This is a genomic window from Rathayibacter tritici, from assembly GCF_001641005.1.
Taxonomy (GTDB): Bacteria; Actinomycetota; Actinomycetes; order Actinomycetales; family Microbacteriaceae; genus Rathayibacter; species Rathayibacter tritici.
Genome location: NZ_CP015515.1, coordinates 1,782,095 through 1,796,141, shown reverse-complemented (window position 1 = coordinate 1,796,141; position 14,047 = coordinate 1,782,095). Strand labels below are relative to the sequence as shown.

The window sequence follows — 14,047 nt, the reverse complement described above, 5'->3', positions numbered from 1 at the left end:
CACAGGTGATCTGTGTGCCGAGAGTCCGCGCGCCACCTGCGCGCCCGCATCCCATCCCTTGACAGGAAGAGGCAGACGGAGATGATTTCCGCATCCACCCGCGGTACCCGCGCACTCGCTGCGACGGCAGGCTTCGCCGCGGTCGCGCTCGTGCTGGCGGGCTGCTCCGCCGGCGGGAACGACTCGTCCGGCGGCAGCGCCGGAGGGGCCCTGACCATCGGCACCACCGACAAGCTCACGGCTCTGGACCCCGCGGGCTCCTACGACAACGGCTCTTTCGCCGTGATGAACCAGGTGTTCCCGTTCCTGATGAACACCCCCTACGGCAGCCCGGACGTCGAACCCGACATCGCGGAGTCGGCGGAGTTCACCTCGCCCACCGAGTACACCGTGACTCTGAAGGACGGACTGAAGTGGGCCAACGGCCACGACCTCACCTCCTCCGACGTCAAGTTCTCGTTCGACCGCCAGGTCGGCATCGCCGCCGAGAACGGTCCGTCCTCGCTCCTCGCGAACCTCGACAGCGTCGCGGCGCCGGACGACACGACCGTGGTCTTCACGCTCAAGTCCGACAACGACCAGACCTTCCCGCAAATCCTCTCGAGCCCCGCCGGCCCGATCGTGGACGAGGAGGTCTTCTCGGCCGACGAGCTGACCCCCGACGCCGACATCGTCTCGGGCGATGCCTTCGCCGGCCAGTACACGATCGCCAACTACGACGTGAACAACCTCGTCCAGTACAAGGCGTACCCGGGATACCAGGGCGTCCTGGGCGCGGCGAAGACCGACACCGTCAACGTCAAGTACTACGCCGACTCCTCCAACCTCAAGCTGGACATCCAGGAGGGGAACATCGACGTCGCGTTCCGCAGCCTCTCGGCGACCGACATCGACGACCTGCGCGGCAACGACACGGTGAAGGTCGTGGACGGACCCGGCGGCGAGATCCGCTACATCGTCTTCAACTTCGACACGCAGCCCTTCGGCGCGACCACCGGAGAGGCCGACAGCACGAAGGCTCTCGCCGTGCGCCAGGCTGTCGCCGACCTGATCGACCGCGACGAGATCGCCGACCAGGTCTACAAGGGCACCTACACCGCGCTCTACTCCTACGTCCCGGCCGGTCTGACCGGCGCGGTCGAGCCGCTGAAGTCGCTCTACGGCGACGGCAACGGCGCGCCCGATGCGGGCAAGGCGAAGGCGACCCTCGAGGCCGCCGGTGTCACCACTCCGGTCACCCTGAACCTGCAGTATTCGAACGACCACTACGGCCCGTCCTCGGGCGACGAGTACGCGCTGATCAAGGACCAGTTGGAGTCGACCGGTCTCTTCACGGTCAACCTGCAGACCACGGAGTGGGTGCAGTACTCGAAGGACCGCTCAAGCGACGTCTACCCGGCGTACCAGCTCGGCTGGTTCCCGGACTACTCCGACGCCGACAACTACCTCTCGCCGTTCTTCATCAAGGAGAACTTCCTCGCGAACCACTACGACGACGCTGAGGTGCAGAGCCTGATCGCCCAGCAGGTCTCGACCACCGACGCCGGCGCGCGCACCGCGCTGATCGAGCAGATCCAGGAGAAGGTCGCGGCGCAGCTCTCGACCGTCCCCTACCTGCAGGGCTCGCAGGTCGCGGTCGTCGGCAGCACGGTGAGCGGAGCCGAGGACACCCTCGACGCCTCGTTCAAGTTCCGCTACGCGGCACTCAGCAAGGGCTGATCACCTCCCTCGCGGCCGGCGCCTCCCCGAGAGGAGGCGCCGGCCGTTCTCCTCGAAAGGCATCACGTGACGACTGCCACGACGGCTGCGGCGACGGCGCCCACCCGGCGACCGCGCGGCTCCGGGGGCGGACTCGGGCGCTACCTGCTCGTCCGCTTCCTGCTCATCATCCCCACCGTCTTCATCCTCGTGACGCTGGTGTTCCTGCTCATGCGCTCCACGGGCGACCCGATCACGGCGGCGCTCGGCGGCCGCCTGACCGCGGACCAGCTCGCGGAGCGCGTGGCCGCCGCCGGCTACGACCGGCCGCTGATCGTGCAGTACTTCGAGTACCTCGGCAAGCTGTTGACGGGCGATTTCGGCACCACCCTGAGCGATAACCGCCCGGTGACCGAGGTGCTGCTCACCTACGGTGCCGCGACCGTCGAACTCGCCTTCTACGGGCTGATCGTGGCATTCCTCGTCGGCATCCCACTCGGCATGCTCGCCGCCTACCACCGCGACCGCACGCCCGACGCGGTGCTGCGGATCTTCGCGATCCTCTGCTACGCGACTCCGGTGTTCTTCGCGGGCCTGCTGCTCAAGCTGGTGTTCTCGGTGTGGTTGAAGTGGTTCCCTGTCGCCGGACGCGCCTCGACGAGTACCGAGCTCTCGCTCCAGTTCCTCGAAACCAAGACCGGTATCTACCTCATCGACGCGATCCAGACCGGCGATCCGGCGGCGATCGCGGATGTGCTCTCGCACGCGGTGCTCCCGGCCGTCGCGCTGGGTCTGCTTACCGCGGGCATCTTCCTGCGCCTGGTGCGTACCAATGTGATCGGCACCCTCGGCACCGACTACGTCGACGCGGCGCGCTCGCGCGGAGTGAGCGAGTTCCGCCTGGTCCGCACGCACGCGTACCGACCGGCGCTCATCCCGATCATCACCGTGATCGGCCTACAGATCGCCCTGCTGCTCGGCGGCGCCGTCCTCACCGAGACCACCTTCGAGTGGAAGGGGCTCGGCTTTCAGCTGGCCGAGTACCTCCAGGCCCGCGACTTCGTGGCCGTGCAGGGCATCGTCGCCCTGCTCGCCGTGATCGTGGCGCTGACCAACTTCATCGTCGACGTCATCGCGGCGCTCATCGACCCGCGAGTGAGGTACTGAGCATGAGCACCACCGCATCGGCGCACCCGCGCCGCCGCCTCGTCGACCGCTTGCCGGTCGTCCGCCAACTCCGTCAAAGCGTCGGTCTCCAGCGGGGGATGCTCGTCACCGGCCTCATCATCACCGGCGTGTTCCTGCTGGTCGCACTCTTCGCTCCGCTGATCGCCCCCTACGGCTACTCGCAGCTGCGCTCGGGCGACGAGTCGTTCGGTGCGCAGGAGCCGCCGAGCGGCGGGCACCTGCTCGGCACGACCGTCGGCGGCTACGACGTGCTTTCGCGGGTGATCTGGGGTACACAGACCGCCTTCCTCGTGATCGTCGTCGCCGTCGTCCTGTCGATCTTCCTCGGCGTGTTCCTCGGCCTCGTCTCCGGCTACCTCGGCGGCTGGCTCGACCGGGTGCTCGTCGTGATCTGCGACGCGATCTACGCGTTCCCGACCCTGCTCCTGGCGATCGTGATATCGATCGTCATCTCGGGCGGCCAATCGAACCTCTGGGCAGGCATCGTCGCCGCGGCGATCTCGATCACGGTGGTCTACATCCCGCAGTACTTCCGCGTCATCCGGGCCGAAACGGTGCGGATCAAGGGCGACGCGTTCGTGGAGTCGGCAAAGGTCATCGGAGCATCGACGCCGCGGATCATGTTCCGCCACGTCCTGCGCAACGCCACGCGCACGCTGCCGCTGATCTTCACGCTCAACTCCTCCGAGGCGATTCTGACCCTCGCCGGCCTGGGCTTTCTCGGCTTCGGCATCGAGCCGACGTCGGCCGCCGAGTGGGGGTACGACCTCAACAAGGCGCTGTCCGATGTCACGAGCGGCATCTGGTGGACCTCGGTCTTCCCGGGCCTGGCGATCGTGCTCGTGGTGCTGGGCATCACCCTCGTAGGCGAGAGCCTGAACGATCTCGCCGACCCGCGCCTGCGTGGTCGGCGCGCAGTGGCGGCCGGTGCCGGCGACCTCGCCGCAACGTCCGTCGTGCCGGGCGGCGTGCTCGCCGCCGACGGTCTGGAGACGCCGGGGCACGACCCCGTCGCCGGAGTGGAGAGGACGCGATGAGCGACCAGCGCACTGTCCGGGACGCCGCCGCGCGTCCGATCGTGGACATTACTGATCTCGAGGTCGCCTTCGCGAGCGACCGCGGAGCCGTTCGCGCCGTCGCCGGGGTCAGCCTCCGCGTCGAGCGCGGTGAGGTGCTGGCGATCGTCGGCGAGTCCGGCAGCGGCAAGACCGTGACGGCGAAGACCATCCTGGGCCTGCTGCCCGAAACGGCGACCGCCTCCGGCGTGGTGCTGCTCTCGAAGAAGGACGGCAGTGCGGCGACCGATGTCGTCTCGGTGCCGAAGGCGCGCCTCCGGGAGCTGCGCGGCACCGACGTCGCGATGGTGTTCCAGGAGCCGGGCACGGCCCTCAACCCCGTCTTCACCGTGGGCTGGCAGATCGCCGAGGGGCTGCGCGCCCACGGCTCCGTCTCGAAGAAGCAGGCGCGGCAGCGCGCGATCGAGGTGCTGCGCACCGTCGGCATCCCGGAGCCGGAGAAGCGGGTCGACTACTACCCGCACCAGTTCTCGGGCGGGCAGAAGCAGCGCGTCGTGATCGCGATGGCACTCGTGCTCGACCCCGGACTGATCGTGGCGGACGAGCCGACCACCGCGCTCGACGTGACCGTGCAGGCGGAGATCCTCGATCTGCTCCGCCGGTGCCGCGACGAGTTCGGCACCTCGATCGTGCTGATCACCCACAACATGGGCGTCGTCGCGGATCTCGCTGACCGTGTCGCCGTGATGTACCAGGGCGAGCTGGTCGAGGAGGCGAGCGTCGCCGAGCTGTTCTCGGCGCCGAAGGCCGAGTACACCAGGACGCTTCTCGCCGCCGTCCCGCACGTGGGCCAGGGCGTCGAACGCGCCCGCGTCCGCGCCCTGGAACGCGCTGAGGCACCCGAGGCCGAGACGCTCGTCGCCGCCGAGGGCCTGCGGATCCAGTACCCCGGCCGGCTCGGCCGCCCCGGCTTCGTCGCGGTGGACGGCGTCTCATTCCGCATCCGCGCGGGCGAGGTGCTCGGCCTGGTCGGCGAGAGCGGCTCGGGCAAGACCACCATCGGGCGCGCCATCGCCGGCCTGACCCCGGTCACCGGCGGCTCGCTGACGGTCCTCGGCAAGGAGATGCGCGGCATCCGCGAGCGCGCCTTCCGTCCGGTCCGCGGTGACATCGGCTTCGTGTTCCAGGATCCGGCGTCGAGCTTCAATCCGCTGCTCACCATCGCCGAGTGCGTGGCCGAGCCCCTGATCGTGCACCGCCGTGCCGGGGACGCCGCCGCGGCCCGCTCGCGCGTCGACGAGCTGCTCGAAGCGGTGCAGCTGCCACGCTCCTACGGCGATCGTTACCCGCACGAGCTCTCCGGCGGCCAACGTCAGCGCGCCAGCCTCGCCCGGGCCCTCGCGCTCGAGCCGAAGCTGCTGATCGTCGACGAGCCGACCTCGGCGCTGGACGTGTCGGTGCAGGCCCGCGTGCTCGAACTCTTCGCCGAGCTTCAGCGGGAGTTCGGCTTCGCCTCGCTCTTCATCAGCCACGACCTCGCCGTGGTCGACCTGCTCGCCGACCGCATCGCGGTGCTCTACCGCGGAGAGCTGGTCGAGGAGGGGACCGGAGCCGAGGTGCTGGCCGCGCCGAAACACCCCTACACGCAGCGCCTGCTCGCCTCCCTGCCCGTGCCCGATCCGGTCGAGCAGGCATCGCGGCGCGAGCTGCTGCGCAGCATCACCGAGGCGGAGCGCCGCGCGTGAGCAGCACCGCTGAAGATCCGGCCCCGATCGTCATCGACGACCTCAGCGTCGAGTACCCGCCACGCGGCATCAGCCGCCGGTGGACGGCCCTGCGGGGGGTGAGCCTCCGGGTGGAGCCGGGGGAGGTGCTCGGGATCCTCGGCGGCAGCGGCTCCGGCAAGTCCACGCTCGCCCGCGTGCTCGGCGGCGACGGCCTGGGACACGACGGCGCCCGCACGCGCCCCGTGATCATCGGAGGGGACGCGACGGTCGCGGGCCACCGACTCCGCTCGCTCCCCACGCGCGAAGTCAAGCGCTTCACCGTCGACGTGGCGCACCTCGCACAGGACGCCGGCGCGACTCTGCGACCCGAGCTGACCGTCTCGGAGCTGATCGCCGAGCCGATCTTCCTCCGCGACCGCCACTACGATCCCCAGGCGGCGGCCGTCCGGGTGGCGACCCTGCTCGACTCCGTGCACCTCCCGCTGTTCCTGCTGGATCGCTACCCGTACGAGCTCTCCAGCGGCCAGCGCCAGCGGGTGGCCGTCGCGCGCTCGCTGGTGCTCGGGCCGAAGGTCCTGATCGCCGACGAGCCGACCTCGGGCATCGACGCGACGGTGCGGGAGTCGATCGTCGACCTGCTCGCCGACCTGCGGAGCCAGGAGGGCTTCGCGGCCGTCGTGGTCAGCCATGACATCGACGTGCTGAGTCGCGCGACCGATCGGATCGCCGTCCTGGTCAGCGGTGAGGTGGTCGCCTACGGGCCGCTGCTGGACGTGCTGGTCGAGGCGCGCCACCCCTACGTCCGCGAGCTCGGAGCGGCATTCGCCGAGTACGAGCGCTTCGATGCCTCCCGGGCTCAGCGCGTCGAGGCGGCTGAGCAGTGAGCGGCCCGCGCGTCGCGGTGCTCCCGCGCCCCAAGCCCGTGTTCACCGAGGCCGTCGAGTCGGGTGGGGGAGTGGTCGTCGAGATCGACGAGAGCCCGGAGGGGCTGCTCTGGCTCTCCTACGGCCGGACGGATGAGCTGGCGGCCGTGCTCGAGGAGCACCCGTCGATTCGCTGGGTGCAGCTGCCGTGGGCCGGAGTCGACGTCTTCGCGCCGGTGCTCGCCTCAGCACGCGACGACCTGGTCTGGACCAGCGCCAAGGGTGCCTACGCCGAGCCCGTCGCCGAGCACGCGCTCGCGCTGATGCTGGCCCTGCTGCGTTCGCTGCCCGAGCGGGCGCGCGCCGACTCCTGGGGGCCGAAGAAGGCGGTCACGCTGCACCGCGCTTGCGTCGTGATCGTCGGAGCGGGCGGGATCGCGCGCGAGCTGCTGCGGCTGCTGAGCGTCTTCGGCTGCCGGGCGACCATCGTTCGCCGCGGCGATGAGCCCGTCGAGGGCGCCGCCCGTACGTTGCCGTCGTCGCGGCTGGCCGAGGCGGCGGCGGAGGCCGACGTGCTGGTCCTGGCCGCCGCCGCGACGACGGGGACCGAGCGGATGGTCGACGCCGACCTACTCGCGCACCTGCCCGTGCATGCCGTGCTGGTCAACGTGGCGCGGGGGAGCCTCGTCGACACCGACGCGCTCGTCGCGGCCCTCGCCGAGGGCCGTCTCGCCGGTGCGGCGCTCGATGTGACCGACCCCGAGCCGCTGCCGGACGGGCATCCGCTCTGGAGCGAGCCCCGCTGCCTGATCACGCCGCACAGCGCCGACACCCCCGAGATCACCGCGCCGCTCCTGGCCGAGCGGGTGCGCGCCAACGTCGCTGCCCTCGCCGTCGGGGCGCCGCTGGTGGGCCGGGTCGATCCGGTCGCGGGCTACTGAGGCGGGGTCGATTTTGCGTTCGCGGAGAGTTTGCTAAAGTAGTAGCGCGCTGATCACCTCCGGGTGATCGGATGATCCTCGATAGCTCAATTGGCAGAGCAATCGGCTGTTAACCGGTAGGTTCTTGGTTCGAGTCCAAGTCGGGGAGCGAAGGGCCCCTAGATTCCGCGGAATCTAGGGGTTTTCGTGTGCCTGCAGGTCCTGCACGTCGCCAAACATCCAGTTCCGCGGCCACCATCGTGGCCACTCTGGCCAGCAACGGTGCTGAGGTCGGCGGTGGCCACCGGTCACTACGGCCAGCCCCGGCAGGACACTGAACACGATTCGTGCTGAGCTGCTCCAGGTCTCCCCGCGAACGCTCGAGGACTGGCGCCTCGCCGAGTCAGTACGGAGGCTGTCAGGTTCCGGCGCCACCGAAGCTGCCGCGCTCGAGAACCTGCACGCACAAGCTCAAGCGCTGCGGAACGGAGACGTCGCTGACATCACGGAAGCGTCGACGGTGACGGAGGCGGCTCGAGTCTGGCTCGCCGAGGTGCGCAGCACGGAGCAGACCACGATGTCGACGGTGGAGACGTCCGAGAACACCGTGAGGACCCTCGTCATACTGAGGTGCCCCATCGCTCGACGCGAAGGGCATCGGCTCGACCGCGAGCGTTCTCGACACGCTGAGCAGGACCACGAACGTCATCACCGTCTCCCACATCGAAGGGTCCGGGCCCGATTCGCGTCGACCGTCGGCGTGAGCCTCGCGAGCGGCACGAGCCTCGCGACGGTGAACCGGTGGTGACCGGCGGCCCGTCGCGGGTCCGCAGGCGTGATTGAGCCTGCCGCAGCGGCCCTGGCGTATCGCGGGATTCCCTGTCTGCCTAGGCAAACCCGAGCTGCTGCTCGGTCACCAGCAGCCCGGAAGCCTGCCCGGCGCAGTGAGCCGAGGCAGAGCATTCGCCTTGCCTATCGGATACACAAACATCGAAGATCCCCCACGATCACGTCGTGGCTGAGTCAGAGGGGCCGAAGCTGTTCGACATCTTCGGCGACGAGTCCATGACCTTGACCGATTCCCGGGAGAGCATCTTCAGCTCCGAAGTCCTAGCTCGCTCGATCTTTGCATCCGCCCGGCAGGCCTGTGCACGGTCGCAGCGGCGGCTGGTGACCGTCCCTATCGTCGACGTGGTGGATGCGATTCAGAGCCTGAATAGGTGGGAAGCCCGTGTCCATCGAGGGCCGCTTCCGGTGACGATGCTGCCTAGCGGCGGAATATTCGCGCTCGCCAGCCTGCGACGCGTCCTCGACAACGTCCAGCACTCCGGCGAGACCCTCGACGTCGTCCTCATTCGCTTCGACGAGTGGGAGGACGTTCCCTGCCCCACGGCAACGCTTCCGCTCATCGAAGACGTCGAGCTCGAGACTGCCGCCCGAGCCGCGCACATCGAGGGTACGAGCACCGGCGATGAGCGGCACCCGCGCGGCCACGCCGCCCATCCCGGCCGTTTCTCCACGAAACCGCAATCCGACACGGAAGGCTCCCTCGCAGAGCAGTCGCGGCCCGCCCTCGAGCGGTCCTTCGTCGTTGGGGCGGGGGAGGAGGTGGAGCTCGCGGGAACGACGTTCCGGACCGAAACGACATATGCCGTCGGGGAGAGGGTCTTCTTGCTCATCGGCCCGCGCGAAAAGGCCTATTAGTTCGTGCCCCGGTCAGCCGACGGCACCCGCGGGACCCTGCGCTCGTTCCTCACCCGCACCGTGTTCTCGAAGCGTATCAACTCGGTGACTGTGACGAAGATCGGCGACGCGGTGGAAGTCAGTCGATGATGAGCACGAGCGTGACGCCGCCGCCTACATGACCGCCATGACCATCTTCGTGTCGCTTGAGAATTCGGATGCTGGCCTGCGCTAAGGCAGATTGCGGGTGCTGGCCGGATTCCCTACTTCTCCAGGCTTTGGGGCTGGCGAGCATGAGACGGCTAAATGTAGGGGGGGGGCGAAGGTGGGTCAGCCCCTCGTCGGCAAAGCACAGGTGCTTGCGCGAAGCGTTGCCGTATCAGAACTCGAACACTGCGGCGATCTCATCGGACAACAGCACTGTGTAGGGGAGGTTGCTCAGTGCGTCAGGTGCAATGGAGATTCCACGAAGTTGCGCAGCCTTCGAGTAATCGTCCCACGGGAATGATCCAGGGTCGGGCTCGTCGCCTTGTATCAGAGTCAGCACCTCTGTGATGACGTCAGCTGACGTTCGTTTCCAGGAGAGCGGCTCCGTGTAGCCGTACTTGAAGGTGACCACGCCACGATCCATATCAAGACGGATCATCGACTCATCGGACAGGCAAAGATACTGAGTCATCTTCATCACCAACGTCGGTCTGGAGTTCCCCGGAGGAGGGTCATCGCGCTCGCAAACGATGACTAACCCCGTCACTGAGAGTTTGGAGAGGTCAAACGGTTGACGTTGAAAGGGTTCGGTATGTCCTCCTCCATCACCGAGCGGGACATACCGAACCCTCTGCGTATCACCTGTCATGCGGGCGAGCACGACAGGTCGACCGCTGCACCATAGCTCGCACCGTAGGGGTGCCATAAGTTCGACAGGCCCACATAGATCTCCCCTCGCCATGCAACTGGATTCGAGTTGGCGCAACCCTTGTGCGGGGTCGCCCAATGTCCGGTACCTGATCCCGGGGTGACTGCGACAGCTGTATCGGTTGCCTGAGTGATCCAGGAGCAACCAAAAGTGGTGCATCCAAGGGCTAGTCCGCCTTACCTTCCCAGCCGCACCCCCACCAGTCGTTCAGCGGAGTCAGCACGGCTCCGGTTGCCTCGGGAGTGGCCTTGTTCACGTCGTCAGAGGCCTCGGCTGCCGGATCGAACCCGAACTGGGCCACGGCTGGTGCGGCGAGGACCAACGCGAACGCTGTCGCGAATACCAGGCCGAGTCTCTTCATTGATGTCATGACGTCTCCACGTCTCCCTTTCATCGTGCCTTGCCCCCGACCCTATGGCTCATCTGAATGCTCGTCTGTCCTTCGTTCGGGGGATAGGCAAGCGGAGCCAAGGTGAGCTACCGCGTGGTGGCGGGGATCCACCTGTAGAGGCGTGGGGACGGAGTGGACCATACCCGCTTCGGTGGACTCGGGATTGCCGGGGTTCCCGAGCTGTACGAGACTACTTTCATGGGTTCAACCCGCAGGAGCTTTACCGAGGAAGACAAGCGCGACGGAAGACAAGCGCGACGCGATCGCGTTGATCATCGACGGCGGATATTCCGTCGCGGAAGTGTCGAAGCAACTCAACGTCAGTGAGACAAGTATCAGAAAATGGATGGCGAAAGCCGCGCCCACCCCGCTGTGCGACGCGGCCGATGTTGGCGACACGCCCTTGACGGAACCCGAGCGTGCCGAGGTGAAACGCCTTCGACGCGAGCGCGCACATAGGGAAAGGCAGATCGACTTCGCAAAAAAGTGTCGACCTGGTTCGCGAACGGCCAGCGGTACTCTGCGCTGGCATCGCTGACTGGGCTGCATCGGCTGAATATCCCGTCGCGTTCATGTGCATCGAATGGGGTGTCTCGAAGTCCGGCTTCTACGCCTGGCTTGGTCGAGCGACCAGTGCGCGCGCTGTGACGGACGAGGCTCTTCTCGCGGTCGCTGGGTCGGCGATATCACCTCTATCACGACCTGGAACGGGTGGGCGTATCTCGCGACGGTCATTGGCGTGTATTCACACTGACGCTCGACGGGCGTCGCGCTGACGAGGAACCATGACCGATATCATCCTGGCGGCGCTGCCCGCTCCCTACGGGACGCAGGCCCTCCTCGCCCAAGCATGGGACGACGCCGGGCCGCAGGTCCTCGCTGTCATCGGTGACGACGGGGTCCTCGCCGACTTCACCCAGGACAACGGCCTGCCTGGCGCCGACGTCCGCTACGACACGTCCGAGTACCCGGACCGGCTCGACGACGGCGACGGCGTCCGCCAGCACTTCACGGAGTTCGGCTACGGCGAGGAGCACAACGTGTTCGTGATCCCGCTCAGGTAGGCCGGACTGGCGGCTGGCGCTCGTTCGTCGTGACCAGTGCTCGCCCATCTGTGAGGCAGCTCGGCCGGCCGCTTCGGCCCTCCTGCCAGCGAAGCGCAGCAGTTGCTGGGCAGCCAGTCGGTGGCGACTGCGCGAAGAAGACCCGAGGAGTGGAGTCCCCGGGCCTTCTTCAACGACCGTAGCGTGTCCCACCGGAGGTTTCAAACCCGGTCGAGAAGCGTGTCCATGTTCATGGCCGCATGGGTCTGATTGGCCAGTTGGAGGCAGTACCTGCCTGCAACGGCCCGTAGAGTGGAACCACCAGATCGGTGCGCAGCAGCGGAGTCTCGATGATTCTGAGTCAACCTCGGTGGCGGCGGCACGAGGACCTACAAGACGGTAGGTTCTTGGTTCGAGTCCAAGTCGGGAAGCGAAGGGTCCGGGACTACACTCTCGGGCCCTTTTTCTCTGCCTGCGGGCGGTCCGCCTCCGAGACACCGCCGCTGGCGCAGACCACAGATCGGAGGCGCGATGCGCGAGGACGTGCTCGCCCTCCTCCGCCGACTGCCCGATATCGAGGCGCCGGATCTGGTCGCCGTCGATGCGAGCGACCGCCTGCTCCTCGGCCTCGCCCCCGAGCGAGGCCGCATCGCCGTCGTAGGCGACGCCTACGGCGCACTGAGCCTCGCTCTCGCCGCCGACGGCCGACCCGTGCGCGTCGTGCAGGACTCGATCACGGCCGAGCGCGCTCTCGCCCAGAACCTCGAGGCGGTGCGCGCTTCCGGAGTCGATCCCGCGCCGATCGACATCGTCGACTCCGTCGCCGCGGCCGTCAGCGATGCCGACACGGTACTCGTCCGCCTGCCGCGCTCGCTCGACGCCCTGGCTGCCCTCGCCGCCGAGACAGCACTCGCGAATCCGGCCGCGACGATGATCAGCGCCGGCCGCATCAAGCACATGACTCGCACGATGAACGACGTGCTCGCCAGGCGCTACGGCCGGATCGACGTCTCGCTCGCCCGACAGAAGTCCCGTGCCCTGCTCGCGAGCGAGGCGCACCACGACCAGCCGCCAGCTCCGGAGCCCGAGCGCCGCCGCCTCGACGAGCTCGACCTCGAGGTTGTCGCCCTGCCCGGTGTTTTCGCCGGCGCACGCCTGGACCTCGGCACCCGGGCCCTGGTCGCCGCGCTCGACCCCGACTCCCTTCCCGCCGGCGCCGCCCTCGACCTCGGCTGCGGCACCGGCGTGCTCGCCGCCGTGCTCGCCCGCGCGCGACCCGATGTCACGGTGACGGCGACCGACAGCTCCCGCGCCGCCGTCGAGTCCGCCCGGGCGACCGCTGCGGCCAACGGAGTCGCCGTCCGCGTCCTCCGAGACGACAACGCCTCCACTCTGGAGCCGTCCTCCGTCGACGTCGTGCTCTGCAACCCGCCGTTCCACTCCGACGGAGCCGTCACCGACCTCGTCGCCCGGCGGATGCTCTGCGCGGCCGGTCGTGTGCTGCGACCCGGAGGCGTGCTGTGGACGGTCTTCAACTCCCACCTCGCCCATCCGGTGGAGCTGCGGCGCGCGGTCGGACCGACCACGGTCGTGGCACGCGACCGGCGCTTCACCGTGACGCGGTCCGTGCGCTCCGGGAGCTGACGCCTCCGCAACCCCCTCCGCGGGCTCAGGTCCCGGATCCGGCGCGCGGGTACGATCTCTCACCGGCGCCCCCGCGCCGAACCCGTACCGTTCCCCGGAGGCCGTCGTGCTCGAAGTCGTCCTCGCCATCACCCTGATCGCCGTCGTGGCGGCCGTTGTTCTCTGGCGCCGCGCGGTCGGCGACACACGTCGTGCCCTCGAGAGCCGGGCCGAGTCGTCGGCGCGGGTCGTGCGCCTTGAGCTAGCCGTCGGAGAGCAGGAGGCGCGACTGCGCATCGTCGGCGAGCTCGAGCAGATCGCCGTCCGCAGTGCCGCGCGTGTCGTCGAGGAGGCCGAGAGCGTCAGCCTCACCATCGACCGCGACCCCGCCGCCGCTGCCCGCTCGGCGCAGCGGGCCGTGCGGGCCGCCGAGGCTTCGCTGGCCCAGTTGCGCCGCATCGGGACCGTCGCCTCGGTCGATCCGGGGGACCTGCCGCGCACCGGCGGCTCCGTCCCGCTGATCGACGACGCCCGCGAGCGCGGGCTCAGGGTGCGCGAGGAGTCGTTCGGCGAGCCGTTTATGCTGCGGGACGGTGCCGAGGTGGCCGTGCTCCGCGTGCTCGAGTACGCGTTCGACTCGGCGCTGGCCGCCGGAGGCCCGGGCACCGAGGTGCGCATCAGCTCGCGCTGGACCACCACGGGCCTGCGCGTCGAGGTGGACGACGATCGCGAGCAGCACGCAGCGGCGGAGCAGGACGCGAGCGCCCTCGACGCCGATCTGCGCTCGCTCACCGAGCGGATCGACAGTCCCGCCCTCGCCGAGTTGCGAGAGCGCGCCGCCCTCTTCGGCGGCGATGTGACGGAGAAGCGGACGCCGGGCGTGGGCCGCAGCGTCACCGCTTCCTTCCCCGCGATCCGCCACCATAACGGCGTGCACGGGGTCGACCTGGCCTGAGGAGGTTCTCGGGCCCGCGTCAGT

At 68.6% G+C, this 14,047-nt stretch carries 15 protein-coding genes and 1 tRNA gene; 13 read left to right on the top strand and 3 right to left on the bottom strand.

The window, feature by feature from the left end:
• Positions 1-81: 81 nt before the first annotated feature.
• From A6122_RS08205 to A6122_RS08175, 7 genes are all read left to right on the top strand, one after another.
• Positions 82-1,719 carry an ABC transporter substrate-binding protein gene (locus A6122_RS08205; protein ID WP_068253637.1) on the top strand — a complete coding sequence of 546 codons (1,638 nt, stop codon included), beginning with the start codon at positions 82-84 and terminating at the stop codon, positions 1,717-1,719.
• Between the two features lie 66 nt (positions 1,720-1,785).
• Positions 1,786-2,865 (top strand): ABC transporter permease, encoded by a 1,080-nt coding sequence (locus tag A6122_RS08200; protein WP_068253633.1) that lies wholly within the window; start codon positions 1,786-1,788, stop codon positions 2,863-2,865.
• Positions 2,866-2,867: 2 nt separating this feature from the next.
• Positions 2,868-3,923, top strand: a complete 1,056-nt coding sequence (locus A6122_RS08195; protein ID WP_068253630.1) for an ABC transporter permease — start codon at positions 2,868-2,870, stop codon at positions 3,921-3,923.
• Positions 3,920-5,647, top strand: a complete 1,728-nt coding sequence (locus tag A6122_RS08190; RefSeq protein ID WP_068253628.1) for a dipeptide ABC transporter ATP-binding protein — start codon at positions 3,920-3,922, stop codon at positions 5,645-5,647. Before A6122_RS08195 ends, A6122_RS08190 begins: the two co-directional genes overlap by 4 nt.
• Positions 5,644-6,513, top strand: a complete 870-nt coding sequence (locus A6122_RS08185; protein WP_068253624.1) for an ATP-binding cassette domain-containing protein — start codon at positions 5,644-5,646, stop codon at positions 6,511-6,513. The genes A6122_RS08190 and A6122_RS08185 overlap by 4 nt, the downstream gene beginning before the upstream one ends.
• Positions 6,510-7,433 (top strand): D-isomer specific 2-hydroxyacid dehydrogenase family protein, encoded by a 924-nt coding sequence (locus A6122_RS08180; protein ID WP_237358148.1) that lies wholly within the window; start codon positions 6,510-6,512, stop codon positions 7,431-7,433. The genes A6122_RS08185 and A6122_RS08180 overlap by 4 nt, the downstream gene beginning before the upstream one ends.
• A 75-nt stretch (positions 7,434-7,508) precedes the next feature.
• Positions 7,509-7,581, top strand: a tRNA-Asn gene (locus A6122_RS08175).
• 302 nt (positions 7,582-7,883) lie between these two features.
• Here A6122_RS08175 and A6122_RS16485 read toward each other — a convergent pair.
• Complete coding sequence (locus A6122_RS16485) at positions 7,884-8,051, bottom strand: hypothetical protein (RefSeq protein ID WP_157593792.1); 168 nt, start codon at positions 8,049-8,051, stop codon at positions 7,884-7,886.
• 375 nt (positions 8,052-8,426) lie between these two features.
• On the opposite strand from A6122_RS16485, the gene A6122_RS08170 reads away from it, so the two are divergent.
• The gene (locus tag A6122_RS08170; protein ID WP_068253621.1) at positions 8,427-9,116 is read left to right on the top strand and encodes a hypothetical protein; all 690 of its coding nucleotides are present in this window, start codon (positions 8,427-8,429) and stop codon (positions 9,114-9,116) included.
• 3 nt (positions 9,117-9,119) lie between these two features.
• Positions 9,120-9,245, top strand: coding sequence for a hypothetical protein (locus A6122_RS17485; protein WP_257722295.1), 126 nt, complete (start codon positions 9,120-9,122; stop codon positions 9,243-9,245).
• Between the two features lie 229 nt (positions 9,246-9,474).
• Here A6122_RS17485 and A6122_RS08165 read toward each other — a convergent pair whose 3' ends face one another.
• On the bottom strand, positions 9,475-9,741 hold the full coding sequence (locus A6122_RS08165) for a hypothetical protein (RefSeq protein WP_146077210.1): 267 nt from the start codon (positions 9,739-9,741) through the stop codon (positions 9,475-9,477).
• A 436-nt stretch (positions 9,742-10,177) separates the two neighbouring features.
• On the bottom strand, positions 10,178-10,381 hold the full coding sequence (locus A6122_RS08160; RefSeq protein ID WP_146077209.1) for a hypothetical protein: 204 nt from the start codon (positions 10,379-10,381) through the stop codon (positions 10,178-10,180).
• A 142-nt stretch (positions 10,382-10,523) separates the two neighbouring features.
• On the opposite strand from A6122_RS08160, the gene A6122_RS17685 reads away from it, so the two are divergent.
• From A6122_RS17685 to A6122_RS08145, 4 genes are all read left to right on the top strand, one after another.
• Positions 10,524-10,940: a transposase gene (locus A6122_RS17685; RefSeq protein WP_084415892.1), complete on the top strand. Its 417-nt coding sequence runs from the start codon at positions 10,524-10,526 to the stop codon at positions 10,938-10,940.
• A 247-nt stretch (positions 10,941-11,187) separates the two neighbouring features.
• Positions 11,188-11,466: a hypothetical protein gene (locus A6122_RS08155; protein WP_068253616.1), complete on the top strand. Its 279-nt coding sequence runs from the start codon at positions 11,188-11,190 to the stop codon at positions 11,464-11,466.
• A 510-nt stretch (positions 11,467-11,976) separates the two neighbouring features.
• The gene (locus A6122_RS08150; RefSeq protein ID WP_068253615.1) at positions 11,977-13,089 is read left to right on the top strand and encodes a class I SAM-dependent methyltransferase; all 1,113 of its coding nucleotides are present in this window, start codon (positions 11,977-11,979) and stop codon (positions 13,087-13,089) included.
• Between the two features lie 106 nt (positions 13,090-13,195).
• Complete coding sequence (locus A6122_RS08145) at positions 13,196-14,023, top strand: sensor histidine kinase (RefSeq protein WP_068253614.1); 828 nt, start codon at positions 13,196-13,198, stop codon at positions 14,021-14,023.
• Positions 14,024-14,047: the final 24 nt, after the last annotated feature.